The 14,747-nt window shown below is 72.3% G+C and carries 14 protein-coding genes; 3 read left to right on the top strand and 11 right to left on the bottom strand.

Annotated elements, in window-relative coordinates:
- Positions 1-1,254 carry a glycoside hydrolase family 10 protein gene (locus ACWEK3_RS13060; RefSeq protein WP_450539228.1) on the bottom strand — a complete coding sequence of 418 codons (1,254 nt, stop codon included), beginning with the start codon at positions 1,252-1,254 and terminating at the stop codon, positions 1-3.
- Between the two features lie 171 nt (positions 1,255-1,425).
- Here ACWEK3_RS13060 and ACWEK3_RS13055 point away from each other — a divergent pair, with 171 nt between their 5' ends.
- Positions 1,426-2,298, top strand: a complete 873-nt coding sequence (locus ACWEK3_RS13055; protein WP_361412808.1) for a 3-hydroxybutyryl-CoA dehydrogenase — start codon at positions 1,426-1,428, stop codon at positions 2,296-2,298.
- A gap of 110 nt (positions 2,299-2,408) precedes the next feature.
- Here the strand turns inward: ACWEK3_RS13055 and ACWEK3_RS13050 are convergent, their stop codons facing one another.
- The 9 genes from ACWEK3_RS13050 to infC all read right to left on the bottom strand — a co-directional run bounded on the left by ACWEK3_RS13050 (position 2,409) and on the right by infC (position 12,286).
- A complete protein-coding gene (locus ACWEK3_RS13050; RefSeq protein WP_453249681.1) occupies positions 2,409-2,954 on the bottom strand; it encodes an NUDIX domain-containing protein in 546 nt (181 codons plus the stop codon).
- Positions 2,955-3,049: 95 nt separating this feature from the next.
- Positions 3,050-4,390 carry a transcriptional regulator gene (locus ACWEK3_RS13045; RefSeq protein ID WP_450539224.1) on the bottom strand — a complete coding sequence of 447 codons (1,341 nt, stop codon included), beginning with the start codon at positions 4,388-4,390 and terminating at the stop codon, positions 3,050-3,052.
- 420 nt (positions 4,391-4,810) lie between these two features.
- Entirely contained in the window at positions 4,811-7,324 is a 2,514-nt protein-coding gene (pheT, locus tag ACWEK3_RS13040) for a phenylalanine--tRNA ligase subunit beta (protein ID WP_450539222.1), read from the bottom strand.
- Complete coding sequence (pheS, locus tag ACWEK3_RS13035; RefSeq protein WP_384424622.1) at positions 7,324-8,445, bottom strand: phenylalanine--tRNA ligase subunit alpha; 1,122 nt, start codon at positions 8,443-8,445, stop codon at positions 7,324-7,326. The genes pheT and pheS overlap by 1 nt, the downstream gene beginning before the upstream one ends.
- A 159-nt stretch (positions 8,446-8,604) precedes the next feature.
- A complete protein-coding gene (locus ACWEK3_RS13030; RefSeq protein ID WP_453249680.1) occupies positions 8,605-9,759 on the bottom strand; it encodes an ATP-binding protein in 1,155 nt (384 codons plus the stop codon).
- Between the two features lie 50 nt (positions 9,760-9,809).
- Positions 9,810-10,673, bottom strand: coding sequence for a TrmH family RNA methyltransferase (locus tag ACWEK3_RS13025; protein ID WP_450539219.1), 864 nt, complete (start codon positions 10,671-10,673; stop codon positions 9,810-9,812).
- Between the two features lie 163 nt (positions 10,674-10,836).
- Positions 10,837-11,220, bottom strand: coding sequence for a 50S ribosomal protein L20 (gene rplT / locus ACWEK3_RS13020; protein ID WP_004002577.1), 384 nt, complete (start codon positions 11,218-11,220; stop codon positions 10,837-10,839).
- 114 nt (positions 11,221-11,334) lie between these two features.
- Complete coding sequence (gene rpmI, locus ACWEK3_RS13015; protein WP_007829094.1) at positions 11,335-11,529, bottom strand: 50S ribosomal protein L35; 195 nt, start codon at positions 11,527-11,529, stop codon at positions 11,335-11,337.
- 109 nt (positions 11,530-11,638) lie between these two features.
- Entirely contained in the window at positions 11,639-12,286 is a 648-nt protein-coding gene (gene infC / locus ACWEK3_RS13010) for a translation initiation factor IF-3 (protein WP_361412886.1), read from the bottom strand.
- Positions 12,287-12,681: 395 nt separating this feature from the next.
- Here infC and ACWEK3_RS13005 point away from each other — a divergent pair, with 395 nt between their 5' ends.
- Positions 12,682-13,050 (top strand): DUF1844 domain-containing protein, encoded by a 369-nt coding sequence (locus tag ACWEK3_RS13005; protein WP_376399089.1) that lies wholly within the window; start codon positions 12,682-12,684, stop codon positions 13,048-13,050.
- A gap of 37 nt (positions 13,051-13,087) precedes the next feature.
- Here ACWEK3_RS13005 and ACWEK3_RS13000 read toward each other — a convergent pair whose 3' ends face one another.
- Positions 13,088-13,849 carry an SseB family protein gene (locus ACWEK3_RS13000; protein WP_450539217.1) on the bottom strand — a complete coding sequence of 254 codons (762 nt, stop codon included), beginning with the start codon at positions 13,847-13,849 and terminating at the stop codon, positions 13,088-13,090.
- A 249-nt stretch (positions 13,850-14,098) separates the two neighbouring features.
- On the opposite strand from ACWEK3_RS13000, the gene ACWEK3_RS12995 reads away from it, so the two are divergent.
- Complete coding sequence (locus tag ACWEK3_RS12995) at positions 14,099-14,725, top strand: serine hydrolase (RefSeq protein ID WP_450539215.1); 627 nt, start codon at positions 14,099-14,101, stop codon at positions 14,723-14,725.
- The last annotated feature ends 22 nt before the right edge of the window (positions 14,726-14,747 follow it).

Genomic DNA, 14,747 nt, shown 5'->3' with positions numbered 1-14,747 from the left:
TCAGCGCGGGGGTCTCGCCGGCCGGCGGTAGTGGTCGGCGACGACCCGCGCCATGGCTCCCGACGGGTCGGCCGCCACCTCCTTCGCGGCGAAGAAGACGTGCCCGCGTACTTCCGGGTGCGCGGCCGCGAGGGTGAGGTGGCGGGACAGTTCGTCGGGGTCCTGCCAGGCCGCGCCCTGCGCGGGGTCGCCGGCCTTGTAGAGCGCCTCCCCCACGTACAGCCGCGTACGGCTGCCCCGTGCCACCTCGGCCCACCAGGGCAGCAGGGCGGCGTAGTCGGCGGTGGCGAAGCCGACGGCCCAGTACAGCTGCGGGACGACGTAGTCGATCCAGCCCTCCATGACCCACTTGCGCGTGTCCGCGTACAGGTTGTCGTACGTCTGCACGCCGGCACGGGTTTCCGAGCCGCGCGGGTCGGTCGAGGCATTGCGCCACACCCCGAAGGGGCTGATCCCGAACCGGGTGCCGGGGCGGGTGACGGCGATGGCCGCGGCCATCTCGCGGATCAGCCGGTCGATGTTGTCGCGCCGCCAGTCGGCCCGGCCGGCGAAGGCGCCGCCGTACCGGTGGTGGGCGGTGGCGTCGTCGAGGGTCTGGCCGGCGACCGGATAGGGGTAGAAGTAGTCGTCGAAGTGGACGCCGTCCACCGGGTACCGGGACACCGCGTCGAGCATCGCCCGCAGCACGAAGGACCGGACCTCGGGCAGGCCGGGGTTGTAGTAGAGGCACCCGCCGTACCGCACCACCCAGTCGGGGTGCCTGCGGGCCGGATGGGAGGCAGCCAGCAGGGCCGGGTCCTCGTGCAGGGCGACCCGGTAGGGGTTGAACCAGGCGTGCAGCCGCAGTCCGCGGGCGTGCGCCTCCGCCACGGCCGTGCCCAGAGGATCCCAGCCGGGGTCCCTGCCCTGCGTGCCGGTGAGGTACTGCGACCACGGCTCGTGGGGCGAGGGCCACAGCGCGTCGGCCGACGGGCGCACCTGGAGGAACACCGTGTTGAGCCGGCGGCGCACCGCCACGTCGAGCAGGGCGGTCAGCTCGCCGCGCTGCCGGGCCGCGCTCAGCCCCGGGTGTGAGGGCCAGTCGCGGTTGCGCACGGTCGCCAGCCACATGCCGCGCATCTCGGTGACCACGGCGCGGCCCCACCGGTCCGTGCCGGTGCCACCCGTCGCGGTGGCCGCGTCGCCGGTCATCGTCAGGGTCGACAGCGCCGCCACGGTGAACGACCGTCGTGTCACCCGTGCCGCTCGGGCCATCCGGGCACTCCCAGTACGCCGTGGATCCGCACGGTCACGGATCGTTCTCCTGCTCAGGATGCCCGACCCGGGCAACCGATCACGGCCACTACGGGGGTAACGTGCACGATCGGAGCAGGCACCGCACAACGGGCCGCCTGCCACAGCCGTAGGAACTGCGAAAGGGACGATGTGACCGGCATTTCGGGAGACATTGCACGCGTCGGAGTGGTGGGCTGCGGCCAGATGGGTGCGGGCATCGCCGAGGTGTGCGCCCGGGCCGGCCTGGAGGTGAAGGTCGCCGAGACCACCGGCGAGGCCCTGGAGATAGGCCGTACCCGGCTGTTCAACTCCCTGGCCAAGGCGGCCGAGCGCGGCAAGATCAGCGAGGCGGAGCGGGACGCGACGCAGGCCCGGCTGAGCTTCACCACCGACCTCGGCGAGTTCTCCGACCGCGACCTGGTGATCGAGGCCGTGGTGGAGAACGAGCAGGTCAAGACCGAGATCTTCCAGGTCCTGGACCAGGTGGTGACCCGACCGGACGCGATCCTGGCCTCCAACACCTCCTCCATCCCGCTGGTGAGGCTGGCGGTCGCCACCGCGCGGCCCGACCAGGTGATCGGCATCCACTTCTTCAACCCCGCCCCGGTGCAGCAGCTGGTCGAGCTGATCCCGGCGCTCACCACCTCCGAGGGCACGCTGAGCCGGGCGCAGCTGTTCACCGAGAAGGTGCTCGGCAAGCACGCGATCCGCGCCCAGGACCGCTCGGGCTTCGTGGTGAACGCGCTGCTGATCCCCTACCTGCTCTCGGCGATCCGGATGTTCGAGTCGGGCATCGCCAGCCGCGAGGACATCGACAACGGCATGGAGCTGGGCTGCGCCCACCCGATGGGCCCGCTGAAGCTGTCCGACCTGATCGGTCTGGACACGGTGGCCTCGGTCGCCCACTCCATGTACGAGGAGTACAAGGAGCCGCTGTACGCCGCTCCCCCGCTGCTCCAGCGCATGGTGGACGCCGGCCGGCTCGGCCGGAAGTCCGGCTCCGGCTTCTACACCTACGGCTGACCACGAAGAGCGACGGTCAGCGGGCCCGGCACCGAGGTGGTGCCGGGCCCGTGTCGTTCACCACCCTGGTGGGCCCTGCCCAGCCGGGACGGAACCTGCCCGGTTGCCCGTCAGGGCAGGGTGTCCTGGCCCAGCCTGAGGTGGTGCAGGAGCAGTAACGCGGCCGCCATGGTGGCCGCCGGGACCTCGCCGCGGGCGACCAGGTCGGGAACGATCTTGAGGGGCACCCATTCCCGGCGGTCGGACTCGAAGTCGTCCGCCGGGTGTCCGACGTACTCGCCCTCGTCCGACCAGTAGATGTGGTGCCGGGCGTCGGTCAGTCCGTTGGACGGCTCCACGCTCATGAGGTGGCGCAGGGGTCCCGGCCGCCAGCCGGTCTCCTCCTCCAGTTCCCTGGCGGCGGCGGCCGCGACGTCCTCGCCGTCCTCCACGACGCCCGCCGCGAGCTCCCAGCCCCAGCTGTCGGTGATGAAGCGGTGGCGCCACAGGAGGAGGACCTCACCCGCCTCGTTCACCACCGTGGCCACGGCGACGGGCCGCAGCCGTATCAGGAAGTGGTCGAGGTGCCGGCCGTCCGGCAGCTCGACATCCGCGAGGTTGACGGTGAACCAGCGGTTTGCGTACACAGTTTGTTCGTTCTGTTTCGTCCACTGCACGGTTCTGCCACCTTCCGTCGGGTCAGTGGCAATATCGCAGCCGGAACGGTCCCGCAGCAGGCGCACGGCGAGCCGCCGGGAGCACCGCGCCGCCGTCACAGCGGTACGCGCAGGGCCCCGTCGATCAGTTCGGCCGCCTCGGCCGTGCCGGCGCCGCCGCTGCGCACCAAGTGCTCGCGCACCGCGCGCAGTCTGTCCCGCAGCCGCTGCGACTCCATCCCACGGGCCTGTTCGGCCATCCGCACGGCCGTGGCCACCGCCTTGTCGGCGTTGCCCCGGCGCAGTTGGATCGTGCTGAGCATGGCCAGCCGGTGCACCCTGCCCCGGTCGTGCGCGGGGTTGTCCACCGCGGCCGCGGCGTGCTCCTCGGCGGCGGCCAGTTCGCCGAGGCTGAGCAGGGCCTCCGCCACCTGCACGTTGACCAGGCCCGGTTGGACGTAGCCCGTCTCGTCGGGTTCGTACCCGCGCCGGATGCGTTCTGCCGCGGACTCGGCGCGCCCGATGCAGCCCAGGGCGCTCGTGCCGTCGCCGAGGTGGGCGTAGGCCTTGGCCTGCATCGCGTACAGGTCGGAGGCGAGCGCGGGGGTGATGTGCTGGCCGGCGGCGCGCAGGGCGGCCTCGGCGAAGGCGACGGCCTGGCGGTACTCCCGCATGAACAGCGACTGGTTGACCAGCAGCGCGATCACATACGCGCCAAGTCCCCGGTCCCCGCTGGCCTTGGCCAGCCTGAGCGCCTGGTGGAAGTAGCGCTGGGCCAGGCCGTGCGCGTCGGAGTCGTAGGCGCAGATGCCCACGACCGCCACCAAGGCGCCGGTGGCGCGGTGCAGTTGGCGGCCGGTGGCGTCGGTGTAGCTGCCCCGCAGCAGCGGGGCGGCCTCGGCGTTCAAGAAGCCCACGACACGGCCGCGGGTCGCGACGCCGCCGGCCTTGCGGTACATCTGCTCGTAGTGCGTGCGGGCGGCGCGGAGCATCTCGATGTCCAACGAGGTGACCCGGTGCCGGCCACCGCGGGAGACGTCCACGTCCTCGGGCGGGTTCTCCCACTCCCACACGGGCATGACGGCGGGCGTGCCGGTCACGGCGGGGGCTCCGAGGAGGTGCGGGCGCTGCTGCTCGTCGGATCGCCACAGGGCGGTGGCGCGTTCGACGAACCCGGACAGCGAGGTGCCGTGCGGCGCGGAGGGCTCGCCGGGCACGCCGAGGCCGATGTCGTCGAGCGTGACCGGCCGGTGCAGCCGGCCCGCCAGCACCTCGCAGATCAGGTCGGGCACCTGGCCGCGCGGCCGCTGGCCCTTCAGCCACCGGGCCACGGCGGTGTGTTCGTACCGGAGCGCGAGTCCGCGGGCCCGCCCCTCCTGGTTGACGTGCGCTGCCAGGCCCGCGTGCGAGATCCCGGCCTCGTCCAGGATCGCGTCGAGCAGTGTGTTGGGCTGCATGGGTGCCCCCCGGTGGCTGGGTGGCGACAGCGTAGTGCGTTCGCCTTCACACGGGGTGTGAACGGAGCACGCGCATCCGCGCTGTACGCGCGCTGTCGCGGAGCGTCCCCACCCGGTTGACTGAACCGCCTCCTCCAAGAGGCCGTCCGGGCCGCCGGCTCCCCCTCAACACACCACGGCGGCCCGGCACGGCAACGCTCCGCAAGGTGGCTGGCCCTGTCGACCCGGGCGGACTCGAGAAGGGGCGCGGGGAACTGCGCGACCGGCCACCGGCCACCCGCAGCCGACAACGGACCCGCTCCACCGATGGGCCCACCTTGTCGACCGAGGCCGGCTCAAAAAGGGGCGCGGGGAACTACGCGACCGGCCACCGACTGCCCGCAGACGGCAACGGACTCGCAGTCCCCCGCACTTCACCGGCTAGCTGCGCAGCTCCGCCCCCGTGCGCTCAGCGGCCAGCGCCACCGCCGCGTCGCGGGCGGCGGACGCCTCGTCCACGGTCAGCGTGCGGTCCGGCGCGCGGAAGCGCAGCGCGTAGGCGAGGGACTTGCGGCCCTCGCCGAGCTGCTCGGCGTTCTCGTAGAGGTCGAACAGCCGGATGGACTCCAGGAGTTCACCGGCGCCCTCGCGCAGCGCGGCCTCGACGTCGGCGGCCGGGACCGGCTTGTCGACGACGAGGGCGACGTCCTGCGTGGCGACCGGGAACGTGGAGATGCCCGGCGCCTGCGGGGTGTCGTCGCCGACCTGCTCCAGCACGTCCAGGTTCAGCTCCATCGCGCAGGTGCGCTCGGGCAGGCCCAGTGCCTTGACCACGCGCGGGTGCAGTTCGCCCGCGTGGCCCACGACCCGCTCGGTGCCGTCCACGGCGACCGCGAACTCGGCGCAGCGGCCCGGGTGCCACGGTCCGTACTGGCCCTTGCGGACGATCAGTTCGGCCCCGGTCTCGCGGGCCGCGGTCCGCGCGGCCTCGACCGCGTCGGCCCAGTCGGCCGGGCGGCCCTTGCCCCACCAGCCGGTCTGCTCACGGGCGCCCGCGAGGACCACGGCCACATGGCGCGGCTGCTCGGGCAGCGCCGCGTTCAGCTCCGCGATCTCCTCGTCGGTGGGACGCCGGTCGACGGGCGGCTGGGCCGCGACCCGCTGCTCCTCGCGCGGGTGGAAGACCAGGCCGGTCTCGAACAGGGCGAGATCGTGGCTGCCGCGGCCGTCGTTGCGGCGCAGCGCGCCGAGCAGGCCCGGCAGCAGCGTGGTGCGCAGCACGGGCTCCTCGTCGCTGAGCGGGTTGACCAGCCGGACCACGCGGCGCGCGGGGTCGCCGGGCTCCAGGCCGAGCTGGTCGAAGACCTGCTCGCCGACGAACGGGTAGGTCGGCGCCTCGACGTAGCCCGCGCCGGCCAGCGCGCGGCCGACCCGGCGGTGCAACCGCTGGCGGTGGGTGAGGCCGCGGCCGGAGGGGAGCCTGGGCAGCGTGGAGGGCAGGTTCTCGTAGCCCTCCAGGCGGATGACCTCTTCGGCCAGGTCGTTGGGGTCCGTCAGGTCGGGCCGCCAGGACGGGACGGTGACCGTCAGGTCGTCCTGTCCTTCCACCTGGCAGCCGATCTGCTGGAGCCGGCGGACGACGGCCTCACGGCCGTAGACGACGCCCGCGACCTTGTCCGGGTGGTCGGCCGGCACAGTGATCGTGCGCGGAGCCGCGGGCGCGGCGACCTCGGTGACCCCGGCGTCGGCCGTGCCGCCCGCGAGCAGGACCAGCAGGTCCACCGTGCGCTGGGCCGCGGCGGAGGCTGCCTGCGGGTCGACGCCCCGCTCGAAGCGGCGGGAGGCCTCCGAGGACAGCTTGTGGCGACGGGCGGTGCGCGCGATGGAGACCTGGTCGAAGTGGGCGGCCTCGATGACGACCTCGGTGGTCGCGTTCTCCGTGTCCTCGTGGTCGGCGATCTCGGTGTTGGCACCGCCCATGACGCCGGCGAGGCCGATGGGGCCACGCTCGTCGGTGATGACCAGGTCCTCGGCGTGCAGCGTGCGCTTGACGCCGTCGAGGGTGGTGAACTTCTCGCCCTCCTCGGCCCGGCGCACGCCGATCGTGCCCTGGACCAGCTTGCGGTCGTAGGCGTGCAGCGGCTGGCCGAGCTCCAGCATCACGTAGTTGGTGATGTCGACGGCGAGCGAGATCGGGCGCATCCCGGCCTTCTGGAGGCGGCGCTGGAGCCAGATCGGGGAGCGCGCCTCGGGGTCGAGGCCGGAGACGGTGCGCGCGGTGAAGCGGTCGCAGCCGTACGGCTCGTCGATCCGCACGGCGTAGCCGAACGCGTTCGGCGCCGGTACGTCGAGCAGGGCGGGGTCGCGCAGCGGCAGGCCGTAGGCGATGGCGGTCTCGCGGGCGACGCCGCGCAGGGACAGGCAGTCGCCGCGGTTGGCGGTGACGGCGATGTCGAGGACCTCGTCGACCAGCTCCAGCAGCTCGATGGCGTCCTTGCCGACCTCGGTCTCGGGCGGCAGCACGATGATGCCCTGGCTGCCGTCGTCGCCCATGCCCAGCTCGTCGCTGGAGCAGATCATGCCGTGGGAGGTCTTGCCGTAGGTCTTGCGGGCGCTGATCGCGAAGCCGCCGGGCAGCACGGCGCCCGGGAGGACCACGACGACCTTGTCGCCGACGGCGAAGTTACGGGCGCCGCAGACGATCTCCTGCGGCTCGCCGGTGCCGTTGGCCTGGCCGACGTCGACGGTGCAGAAGCGGATCGGCTTCTTGAAGCCCTCCAGCTCCTCGATGGTCAGCACCCGGCCGACGGCGAGCGGCCCCTTGAGGTCGGCGCCGAGCTGTTCGACGGTCTCGACCTCGAGGCCGGCCGAAATGAGCTTGGCCTGGACGTCGCGCCCGGTCTCCGTCGCCGGCAGGTCGACGTACTCCCGCAGCCAAGAAAGCGGGATCCGCATCAGATCTCCATCCCGAACGGCCGGGTGAACCGGACGTCACCCTCGACCATGTCTCGCATGTCTTCGACGTTGTGGCGGAACATCAGCATCCGCTCGATGCCGAACCCGAAGGCGAAGCCGCTGTACTTCTCCGGGTCGACGCCGCAGGCGGTGAGCACCCGCGGGTTGACCATGCCGCAGCCGCCGAGTTCGATCCAGCCCTCGGAGGAGCAGGTGCGGCAGGGCCGGTCGGGGTTGCCGACGGACTCGCCGCGGCAGACGTAGCACACCATGTCCATCTCGGCGGACGGCTCGGTGAAGGGGAAGAAGTTCGGCCGCAGCCGGGTCTTCATGCCCTCGCCGAACAGGGACTGCACCATGTGGTCCAGGGTGCCCTTGAGGTCGGCCATGGTCAGGCCCTCGTCCACGGCGAGCAGCTCGACCTGGTTGAAGACGGGCGTGTGGGTGGCGTCCAGCTCGTCGGTGCGGTAGACGCGGCCGGGGCAGATCACGTAGACCGGCAGCTCGCGTTCGAGCAGGGAGCGGATCTGCACCGGCGAGGTGTGGGTGCGCAGGACGACACCGGACTCGCTGCCGCCTTCGGGGCCCTGCACGAAGAAGGTGTCGGCCTCGCCGCGGGCCGGGTGGTCCGGGCCGATGTTCAGGGCGTCGAAGTTGAACCACTCGGCCTCGGCCTGCGGGCCCTCGGCGACCTCGTAGCCCATGGCCACGAAGACGTCCTCGATGCGCTCCGAGAGCGTGGTCAGCGGGTGGCGGGCGCCGGCCGGCACGCGATCGTACGGCAGCGTGACGTCGACGTCCTCCTCCACCAGCACACGGGCGTCCCGCTCGGCCTCCAGTTCAACCTGGCGGGCGGCGAGCGCCTTGTTGACAGCGCCGCGGGCCATGCCGACGCGCTTGCCGGCGTCGGCCTTGGCGTGCGGGGGCAGGGCGCCGATCTCGCGGTTGGCGAGGGAGAGTGGGGAGGCGGGGCCGGTGTGGGCGACCTTGGCCTCGTGGAGCGCGTCGAGGGAGTCCGCGGCAGCGAAGGCGGCGAGCGCCTCGTCCCGCATGCGCTCGATCTCTTCCGGTTTCAACGCCTCGACCTCGACAGGGTCGTACGACTTATTGGGTGCCGACATCTCTTCCCGTGCTTCCGATTGGCTGGCTGGAGGTCCCCGTCACCGACTCGCACCGCCACGCGGACAGATCGTCACGGCTTTCGGGACACAAAGGTGCCAAAGGCCGAGTCTAACGGGGGCTGGGGAAAGCGAATGCGCCCGTGGGTCCTCGGCCGGTGCTCAGAGCAGGTACGCCGGGGTGCCCACGGGCAGGGTGAATCGGATCTCCGCGCCGCCCCCTCGGGCGCGGCCGACCGTGATGGTGCCGCCATGGGCCTCGACGATGCCCTTGACGATGTAGAGCCCGAGACCGGTGCCGCCGCGCTTGCTGCCCCGCCAGAAGCGGGTGAAGACACGGTTCATGGACTCCTCCGGAATGCCGGGCCCCTCGTCGCTCACCGTGACCGACGTGGCGGTGTTCTCGATGGTCCCGGCGGCTTCCCCTTCCCGTGGGGACGGCGCCGGCGTGACATCGATGGTGACGGATCCCTCGCCGTGCCGCACGGCATTTTCCACGAGGTTGCTCAGCACCTGGTCGATCTTGTCGGGGTCGGCCCACAGCGCGGGCAGCGGCTTCTCGACGCGCACCAGGAACCGGTCGGCGGGCTGGCCGGCGGCGACGTACGCCTGGACGTGCCGCCCGACCGCGGCACCCATGTCGACGGGCTGGCGGCGCACCTCCAGGCGGCCGGAGTCGATGCGGGATATGTCGAGCAGCTCGGCGATGAGCCGGGTGACGCGGTCGGCGTCGGCGTCGACGGTCTCCAGCATCAGCCGCTTCTGGTCGTCGGTGAACCTCTCCCACTTGGCGAGCAGGGTCGCCGTGAAGCCCTTGACGGAGGTCAGCGGCGAGCGCAGCTCGTGTGCGACGGTGGCGATCAGCTCGGCGTGGCTGCGCTCCGTGCGACGGCGTGCCTCGGTGTCGCGGAGGGAGACGACGACGCGGCGGACCGGGCCGGTGGGGTGGGCGCGGACGTACTTCGCGGAGACGAGGACCTCCCGGCCGCCGTGCAGCAGGAGGTTGCGCTCGGGCTGGCTCACCCGGATGGCCAGGCCGCCGTAGGGGTCGGTCAGCTGCCACCAGCGGCGCCCCTCCAGGTCCTCCAGCGGCAGGGCCTTCTCCAGGGGCTGTCCCAGGGCCTGGTCGGCGGGTACGGCGCTGATCCGGGCGGCGGCGGCGTTGAAGCAGATGATCCGCCCGTGCTCGTCGGCGACCACCAGGCCGTCGGGCAGGTCGTCGGGGTCGATGCCGAGGCCGGCGGGATCGTCCTGCCGGGGCGCGGGTGGTCGTCGCGCGTCCCGCGCTCCGGGCGCGCGACCGGTGCCGACAGTCATCCCCTCACCCCACCTCTCAGCCGGTGCAGCAGGCCCCCGGGCTGGTCACCCTACTGGTTGCGGGTGGCGGAGCGGCATCCTCCGGAGCCGCGCTGCGCACGGGCCGACGCGTACAGACATACGGCGGCGGCGGTCGCGAGGTTCAGGCTCTCGGCCTTTCCGTGGATGGGAACCCGTACGACGGCGTCGGCGAGGGCGCGGGTCTCCTCCGGCAGGCCCCAGGCCTCGTTGCCGAACACCCACGCGGTGGGGCCGCCCATGGTGCCGTGGTCCAGTTCGTCGTCCAGATCGCGCTCGCCCGCGCCGTCGGCGGCGAGGATGCGCACTCCGGCGTCCCTGAGCGCGGCGACCGCCCGCTCGACGGGGACGCCGACGGCCACGGGCAGGTGGAACAGGGAGCCGACGGAGGCCCGGACGGCCTTGGGGTTGTAGAGGTCGACGGAGGCGTCCGTGAGGACGACCGCTTCGGCTCCGGCGGCGTCGGCGCAGCGCAGGACCGTGCCCGCGTTGCCGGGGTCGCGCACATGGGCGAGGACCGCGACGAGCTTCGGGCGGGCCGCGACGATGTCCTCGAAGGGGGTGTCGAGGAACCGGCAGACGCCGACGAGCCCCTGCGGGGTGACGGTGGTGGAGATGTCGGCGATGACGTCGTCGGCGGCGAGGTGGATCCGGGCCCCCGCGGCGCGGGCCTCCCCCACGATGTCGGCGTACCGATCGGCGGCCTCGACCGTGGCGAACAGCTCGACGAGGGTGGCCGTGTCGCCGGCCCGGTGCGCCGCCGCCTCCCGCACGGCCTGCGGCCCCTCCGCGAGGAACAGCCGCTCCTTGCCCCGGAAGTTCCGCTTGGCCAGCCGCCGCGCTGCCGAGACGCGGGGCGAGCGGGGGGAGAGCAGGTCAGGGGTGGCGGGGGACATGGAGAGCTTCACCTTCGGTAGGAACGTTCCGCCGCGACGGCGATCAGCCGGCGGTCCCGGGCGGTGCCGGACGCGCCTCGGGCACCGCACGGCGCACATACGACGGACCCGCAGGCAGAGCCCACGGGTCCGTATGGATCGCACCGGCCGGGCCGGCGTCGCGTCACGCAGCCTTGGGCGCGTTGACGTCGCTCGGCAGGGCCTTCTGCGCGACCTCGACGAGCGCGGCGAACGCGCCGGCGTCGTTGACGGCCAGCTCGGCCAGGATCTTGCGGTCGACCTCGACGTTCGCGGCCTTCAGACCCTGGATGAAGCGGTTGTACGTGATGCCGTTGGCGCGGGCAGCGGCGTTGATGCGCTGGATCCACAGCTGGCGGAAGTCACCCTTGCGCTTCTTGCGGTCGTTGTAGTTGTAGACCAGCGAGTGGGTGACCTGCTCCTTGGCCTTGCGGTACAGGCGCGAGCGCTGACCGCGGTAGCCGGAGGCCTGCTCGAGGATCGCCCGGCGCTTCTTGTGGGCGTTGACTGCCCGCTTGACGCGTGCCACTTGATTGACTCCTTGTAGCGGGGCCGTGGTTGTCCTCACACGGCCCGGAAACGATTGGGTCCCGGTCCTGACGTACGGCGCGCGGAGATCGCAGGGCGATCACGCGCCGCCGCGTCACTTGCCGAGAAGCTTCTTGATCTTCTTGGCGTCGCCCGGGGCCATCTCGGCGTTGCCGGTGAGACGACGCGTCAGACGGGACGACTTGTGCTCGAGCAGGTGGCGCTTGCCGGCGCGCTCACGGAGCACCTTGCCGGAGCCGGTGACCTTGAAGCGCTTGCTGGCACCGCTGTGCGACTTGTTCTTCGGCATAGCGCCGTTCTCTCCTCGTCGGTGGCGCTCCGGTGCCCGGTCGCGAGAACCGGGCACGGTGGAGCGTCGCTCTTGTGTCGGATACATCCTGGGACGGGGGTCCCGGGAGTCACGCCTCGGCGGAAGCCTCGGCCGGGGCCTCGGTGATCTCGGCCTCAGCGGCGTTCTGCGAGCGGCCCGGGTGGGCCTTCGCCTCGGCCTTGCGGGCCTCCTGCGCCTGGCGGGCCTCGGCCATCGCCTCGGTCTTCTTCTTGTGCGGACCGAGAACCATGATCATGTTGCGGCCGTCCTGCTTCGGGTTCGACTCCACGAAGCCGAGGTCCTGGACGTCCTCCGCGAGCCGCTGCAGCAGCCGGTAGCCCAGCTCGGGCCGGGACTGCTCGCGACCACGGAACATGATCGTGATCTTGACCTTGTCGCCCTGCTTGAGGAACCGGACGACGTGACCCTTCTTGGTGTCGTAGTCGTGCGGGTCGATCTTCGGCCGGAGCTTCATCTCCTTGATGACCGTGTGCGCCTGGTTCTTGCGCGCCTCACGGGCCTTCATGGCCGACTCGTACTTGAACTTCCCGTAGTCCATGAGCTTGCAGACGGGCGGACGGGCGTTCGCCGCGACCTCGACCAGGTCCAGGTCGTACTCCTGCGCAAGCTCCAGTGCCTTCGCGAGCGGCACAATGCCGACCTGCTCGCCACTGGGACCGACAAGTCGCACCTCGGGAACGCGAATCCGGTCGTTGATGCGGGGCTCGGCGCTGATGGATCCTCCTCGGTTAGCACCACGCGACGGTCTGGCGGACAGCCGCGTACTCTGTGTTCGACAGACCTAACCGCGCCGAAGCACGAAAAATGCCCCGGACGATCACAGGCGGGGCTCCTCGAACTACCGGAACGACCGCCGCGATGGCCGCGGGGCGCACTTTCGGACGGATCGCCGCCACTGGGACGGGAACCGTCTGACCGGTGACCCGCCGCCCCGGAGGGCGGTCAGGTGGGAGTTCGAAGCCTCCACTTGTGGGCCGGACTCGTGATGCCCTGGGCATACGCGTCCAGCCGGTCGTCACACAAGGTTAGCAGCATCGATGGGGAAGGGCTAATTCGAGCTGTCCGGGGCTCGCTGCGGGAGCCCTCCGTCCTGCACCTATCGTGTGGGGCATGAGTGAGACCTCCCCCTCCGGCCCCGCCGAGCAGCCCGACTTCGACGCCATGACCCGCGACATCGCGGAGGTCCCGGCGGTCGAGGTGATCGTGACGGTCGCCGTCAACCTGATGAGCGCCGCCGCCGTGAAGCTCGGTCTGACCGAGGAGGGCGACGAGCACAAGGACCTGGACGAGGCCCGCAAGCTGGTGTCGGCGCTCGCCGGACTGCTGGACGCGAGCGCCACCGAGATCAGCTCCTTCCACGCGGCACCGCTGCGCGACGGCCTGAAGTCGCTGCAGCTGGCCTTCCGCGAGGCCTCGGTCGTCCCGGACGAGCCGGGCCAGGGCCCGGGCGAGAAGTACACCGGGCCGATCTACGGCTGAGCCGCTCCCGCGGAGCCCCGTTTCCCGACCCAGCCGATCACCGCTGCGACGCAGCCGATCCCCGCTCCTTCACGTACAAGGGCTCGCCCGGCGGCGTCGCCCCGGCCGGCAGCAGTGCCAGGTCGAGGCCGCGCACCAGGCGGGCCCTCAGTGTCTCGCTGGCGGCGAGCCGCGCGGCCACGGCGCGGGCGGTCTCGGCGGGGGCGGTGGGGACGGACGGGTCGAGCACCAGCGCCAGGGTCCCGTCGGCCTGCCCCCGCCCGAGGTGGGCGCGCAGCACGGCGGGCTCCGCGGCGACTGCCTCCCGCACGGCGGTGACGACGGCCGGGTCGGCCAGCGGGTCGGTCGTCGTACGGCCCTCGGCCAGGGCGAGCAGGGCGGGTCCGGTCAGCTCGAACGGCACCGGTCCGGCCATGTCCAGCACCACCGTGTCCGCCTTCTCGTGCGCGGCGGCCTCCAGGACCTGGTGCAGCCGTACGGCCACGGGGCGGGCGTCCGGGTCCCAGCGGGCCAGGGAGCCGGTGGAGCTGAAGGCGGGCAGGGCGGTGCGCTGACCGGCCTTCAGGGTGGGTACGGCCATCTCGCTGGTCTTCTCCCGGCGCAGCCCGTTCTCGTCCTCCTCCACCTCGCCGAGGACGGCCACCACGGGCACGAGCAGCCGGGCGCTCCGGAGCCCCTCCAGGACGGGTCCCACGGCGGTGCGGTCCTCGGCCCAGGCGGCGAGCGCCGCGCTCAGCCCGGGGTCGACGGAGCCGTCGTCGTCGGAGAAGCCGGAGTCGGGAATGTTCTTCATCGCCACGGAGCCGACCCTATCCGGGGCCGCGCCCGCTCTCTCAGGGTCCCCTGGCCCACGTCCGATACCGCCCCAGGGGACGTTCGGGCCCCCTATCGTCGGCGGAAGGCGGCGGAGGGGCCGTCGTGAGCGGGGAGGCGGGCGGTGGAGGCAGTGGGCGGAGGCTCGGTACCGGTGCCGGTGCCGAGGTCGGTAGCGGTGTCGGTGGCCGGGGGAGTCACCGTGGCGGTGGCGGTTCGTCGCCTCGGATCCGACGTGAGCGTCGGGTACGGCGACGCCGTGTTCGACACGGCGAGCATCGTCAAGGTCGACATCCTGGCGGCCCTGCTGCTGGGGGCCCAGGACGCGGGGCGGCGGCTGACGACGCGGGAGCGGACGTACGCCGCCGCGATGATCGGGAGCAGCCACAACGACTCGGCGTCGGCGCTGTGGCGGGACATCGGCGGCGCCGACGGCCTGAACGCGGCCAACGAGCGGTTCGGACTCAGCCGGACCACCGGCGGCGACGGTCCGCGGTGGGGTCTGACCCGGACCACGGCCGCCGATCAGCTCGCGCTGCTCGGGCAGGTCTTCGGGGCCCGCTCGGAGCTGAACGATGCCTCGCGGACGTATCTTCAGGGGCTGATGGGGCGGATCGCCCCGGGCCAGGACTGGGGGGTGTCGGCCGCCGCCGACGGCTCCGGGTGGGCCCTGAAGAACGGCTGGATGCCGCGCGACACGACCGGTCTGTGGGTCGTCAACAGCATCGGACGGGTGACGGCCGGCGGCGACGACTGTCTGGTGGCCGCCCTGTCCAGTGGCAACCCGACGAAGGAGCAGGGCATCGCGCTGGTGGAGGAGGCAGCCCGGTCGGCGGTGTCGGCGTACGGCCGGAGGGCGTGACCTCCAGCCGTGGTCGGGTGAC

The sequence above is a fragment of the Streptomyces sp. NPDC004721 genome (assembly GCF_053601495.1).
This window is presented reverse-complemented; position numbering and strand designations above follow the sequence as displayed.

Bases quoted from the DNA above. Each gene is read 5' to 3' on its own strand.
- ACWEK3_RS13060 (WP_450539228.1), bottom strand. From the start codon at position 1,254: ATGGCCCGAGCGGCACGGGTGACACGACGGTCGTTCACCGTGGCGGCG.
- ACWEK3_RS13045 (WP_450539224.1), bottom strand. From the start codon at position 4,390: ATGCAGCCCAACACACTGCTCGACGCGATCCTGGACGAGGCCGGGATC.
- pheT (WP_450539222.1), bottom strand. From the start codon at position 7,324: ATGCGGATCCCGCTTTCTTGGCTGCGGGAGTACGTCGACCTGCCGGCG.
- pheS (WP_384424622.1), bottom strand. From the start codon at position 8,445: ATGTCGGCACCCAATAAGTCGTACGACCCTGTCGAGGTCGAGGCGTTG.
- ACWEK3_RS13030 (WP_453249680.1), bottom strand. From the start codon at position 9,759: ATGACTGTCGGCACCGGTCGCGCGCCCGGAGCGCGGGACGCGCGACGA.
- ACWEK3_RS13025 (WP_450539219.1), bottom strand. From the start codon at position 10,673: ATGTCCCCCGCCACCCCTGACCTGCTCTCCCCCCGCTCGCCCCGCGTC.
- rpmI (WP_007829094.1), bottom strand. From the start codon at position 11,529: ATGCCGAAGAACAAGTCGCACAGCGGTGCCAGCAAGCGCTTCAAGGTC.
- ACWEK3_RS13005 (WP_376399089.1), top strand. From the start codon at position 12,682: ATGAGTGAGACCTCCCCCTCCGGCCCCGCCGAGCAGCCCGACTTCGAC.